The 4,011-nt window shown below is 38.9% G+C and carries 3 protein-coding genes; 2 read left to right on the top strand and 1 reads right to left on the bottom strand.

Annotated elements, in window-relative coordinates; genetic code table 11:
* Nucleotides 1-720 (bottom strand): ATP-binding protein (locus HYU07_05630; protein ID MBI2129690.1); only part of this gene is annotated, 720 nt, incomplete at its 3' end.
* Nucleotides 721-967: 247 nt separating this feature from the next.
* Between HYU07_05630 and HYU07_05625 the strand changes: the two genes are divergently transcribed.
* Entirely contained in the window at nucleotides 968-3,451 is a 2,484-nt protein-coding gene (locus tag HYU07_05625) for a CDC48 family AAA ATPase (GenBank protein ID MBI2129689.1), read from the top strand.
* Nucleotide 3,452: 1 nt separating this feature from the next.
* On the top strand, nucleotides 3,453-4,011 hold a 559-nt coding region (locus tag HYU07_05620; GenBank protein ID MBI2129688.1), incomplete at its 3' end, for a TPM domain-containing protein.

The following is a 4,011-nucleotide window of genomic DNA, read 5'->3' as shown; positions in this document are numbered from 1 at the left end:
TATCGCAACCAGAACAGTATTGTATGTTCTCGAATCTTTCCCAAACTCTACAGAAAGAATTGCCTTGCCTTCTTCCCTTAATTGGGAGTCTCTCGAAAGAATTAAATTAAAGATATTATCTCTTGCTGTTTTTTTTAAATCAATTAATTCATAATAATAGGGAACTCCTTCGAAAACAGACCAAAATTCAATAAATTCTTCTAAAGAAATATCCAATTCTTTGAATAAACTGCAGGTATCCAGATTACTTAGGTCTATTTCGTGTGTTTTTCGGCCATATAAAGGGGAGGCAGAATCATAAAAAACTTTATTCATCAAAGAATAACTTGAGCCGGCAACAGCTAATTGAAACACGCTCTTTTTTTGTTTTCTTTCATCAATGACTTTTTGTATCTCTCCATAAATAGACTTATCCACATTTAGAAAATTCTGAAACTCATCGATTATAATCATTTTATCTTGCTCAAATAAATACTCAAGAAGAGAGCCAAAATTCTTAAATTGCGGCAGTTTGTATTCATTAGATATCTGTTCCAATATCCACTCAATAGACTTATCTGGCCAGATAAATATATAAATTGCCTTTGGAAATGATTTTCTTAATAATAAGGTTTTGCCTATTCTTCTTCTGCCTTTAACTATCAAGAAAAAGTTATCTTTAGAAATCTCATCAAGCTTATTCAATTCCTTCTCTCTTCCAATAAACTTTATGTTTGCCATACATTATGTATTGAATACATACTATTTAAATCTTTCTGTTTTTGCACAGCTCTGCGCGAGGCATCAGGATTGGTACAACATCGAAACTCTAAGAGCTGATCCTGAGCAAGGAGATCAACCTGCCTCCGCCAATACCGCTTCCAAAGGTTTCTGAGCAGGCAGAGCAGAAGAAATAGGGTTCTTTAAAGCGAAATTCAAAAACTTTATAAATGCTACAGGATATTCTTTCGCCTAGAGGGGTGCATTTATGGCTGAAGCTAAAGACATCAAACCAACCGGAACTGGGAAGGAATTGGGCTTAAAAGTAGCTGAAGCCAGCCAGGATGATGTAAACAAAGGCATAGTCAGGATAGACTCAGGATTTATGAGGGAGATAGATGCAAGGCCTGGCGACATTGTTGAGATACAAGGCGAACGAAAAACAGTGGCAATCACCGACCGTGCTTATCCAGGCGATATAGGATTAAATATCATAAGAATGGACGGCATTATAAGAAGAAATGCAAAGACAGGAATCGGCGAGCTTGTAAAAGTAAGGAAAGCTGATGTAAAGGAAGCCAAAAAAGTGACAATCGCGCCTGCTACAAAAGGTGTTTTCATAAAGGCTTCTCCGGAAATATTCAAGCAAGGCTTGCTAGGAAGAGCAGTTGTAAAGGGAGATATTGTTTCACTGGGAGGAACTAAAAGAAGGCGCACAACAATGAGCTCTTCGCCGTTTTTTGAAGACATTTTCTCTGATATTTTTGAAGAAAACATAATGGGATTTAATCTTGGAGGCATAAGCGAATTAAAGTTTATAGTTGCTGACACAATGCCGAAGCAGGCAGTTATTATAGCAGATGAAACAGAGGTTACATACAACCCTGAAGCAGTAGAGGTTACAGAAGAGCGCGTTCCGGAAGTAACTTATGAAGATATTGGCGGCCTGACAGATGAGATAAAGAAAATAAGGGAAATGGTGGAGCTGCCATTAAAACATCCTGAAATATTCCAGAGATTGGGCATAGAGCCGCCTAAAGGAGTGCTGCTTCATGGCCCTCCAGGAACTGGAAAAACGTTATTGGCGAAAGCAGTTGCAAATGAGAGCAATTCGCATTTTATTCTGATCAATGGCCCGGAGCTGATGAGTAAATACTATGGAGAGAGTGAAGCTAATGTTAGAAGGAAATTTGAAGAAGCTGAAAAAGAAGCGCCTTCTATAATTTTTATAGATGAGATTGATGCAATTGCTCCAAAAAGGGAAGACATTAAAGGAGAGGTTGAAAGAAGGGTTGTTGCGCAGCTGCTTGCAATGATGGATGGCTTAAAAAGCAGAGGCAAGGTTGTTGTGATTGCTGCGACGAATGCGCCGAATATTCTTGATCCTGCATTAAGAAGGCCAGGAAGATTTGACAGGGAAGTGGAAATCGGAGTTCCTGACAAGGAAGGAAGGCTTAATGTTTTGAAGATACATACCAGGAATATGCCGCTTGACAAGGATGTCGACCTCAATGAAATTGCAGCTGTAACGCATGGCTTTGTTGGAGCTGATTTGGCTGCATTGGCAAAAGAATCTGCAATGATTGTTTTAAGAAGGCTACTGCCCGAAATAAAGCTGAGAGAAGAAGAGCCGATTTCAAAGGAAGTTTTAGAGAAACTGATAATAACAAAAAATGATTTCAAGGAAGCATTGAGGATAGTAAGGCCTTCTGCATTGAGAGAAGTGTTTGTTGAAACTCCAAATGTAAGATGGACTGATATTGGCGGATTGAATGATGTAAAGCAGCAGCTGATAGAAGCAGTCGAATGGCCTTTGAAGTTTCCGGATGCATTCAAAACTATGGGTGTAAGGCCGCCGAGAGGAATTTTGCTTTATGGCGCTCCTGGAACCGGAAAAACATTGCTGGCGAAAGCTGTTGCAAAAGAAACAGAGTCTAATTTTATTTTGGTTAAAGGCCCGGAATTGATCAGCAAATGGGTAGGAGAATCTGAAAAAGCAGTAAGAGAGGTATTCAAAAAAGCAAGGCAGACTGCTCCATGCATTATTTTCTTTGATGAAATAGACAGCCTGGCTCCAAGGAGGGGAATAAGTTCTGATGCTCATGTGACTGAAAGAGTTGTCAATCAGATGCTGACTGAAATGGACGGGCTTGAGGATCTAAATGATGTTGTGATTATAGCAGCAACAAACAGGCCGGATATGCTTGACACAGCATTGCTAAGGCCTGGCAGGTTTGACAGGATTATCTTAACATCTGTTCCTGAGCTGGAAACAAGAAAAAAAATATTTGAAATCCATACGAAAGGAATGCCGATTAAGATTGATAAGGACGAACTTAAAAAGGCAGAAGAGAGTCTTAAAGATAAAAAAATTAATTTAACTTCTAAAATGGCTGCTGACGAACCCATAACGGAAAGTGATTTACTTAAAGTCAAGAAGGGCTCTAAAGAGAATTTAATTAAATTCAAGGATTTATCGGAGAAAGATAAAATGCTATTTTATTTGGCTGCTGAGACTGAAGGCTTTGTTGGGGCAGATATTGAAGCATTATGCAGGGAAGCTGCTATGCTTGCTTTAAGAAAAGACATCAAATCAAAAGAAGTTACAATAAAGCACTTTGAAGAAGCTATGAAGGCCATAAAGCCTTCTGTGACAAAGGATGTTGAAAAGGCTTATGAGGAAATACAGGATTCATTCAGGACAGCCCGCGGCAAGGAAATGAAAGAGGAGAAGCCAAGCTATATGGGATGAAATGATTGAAAAAAGAGGTTATCTTTTAACTGCAACTTTATTCTTTTTAATCTTAATGCTCCCTTTTGTATTTTCTCTTGATTTTCCTAAGCCAATTGGCTATGTCAATGACTTTGCGAATATCATTGATGATGCTCATAAGATAAAAATAAATGATTTTCTTGCTGAGCTTGAAAAAAACACAACTGCTGAGATTGCTGTTGTTATAATGGGCTCTCTAAACGGAACAAGCATTGAAGAGTATTCTGTCAAGCTGTTCGAAGAGTGGGGGATTGGAAAAAAGGAGAATGACAATGGATTGCTGCTTTTGATTGCGATCGATGACAAAACATACCGCTTTGAAGTGGGCTATGGATTGGAAGGAACATTAAATGCCGCAATGCTCGGAAGAATCGGCAGGGATATTTTAAATCCGTATTTTGCAAGGCAGGAATACGGAGAGGGACTTTACAGCGTTCTTGCTGAGATTTCAGGGATAATTAAAAAAGACCCGGATGCTGCTGCAAAATACCAAGACCAGAAAATCAACTTTAATGCAGGCAGCTTCAGCAGCCCGCTTA

It is taken from the genome of Candidatus Woesearchaeota archaeon (assembly GCA_016180285.1).
In the GTDB taxonomy this organism is placed as follows: Archaea; Nanobdellota; Nanobdellia; order Woesearchaeales; family JACPBO01; genus JACPBO01.
Note: the sequence above shows the minus strand (reverse complement) of the source record. Positions and strands in the feature narration are given on the sequence as shown.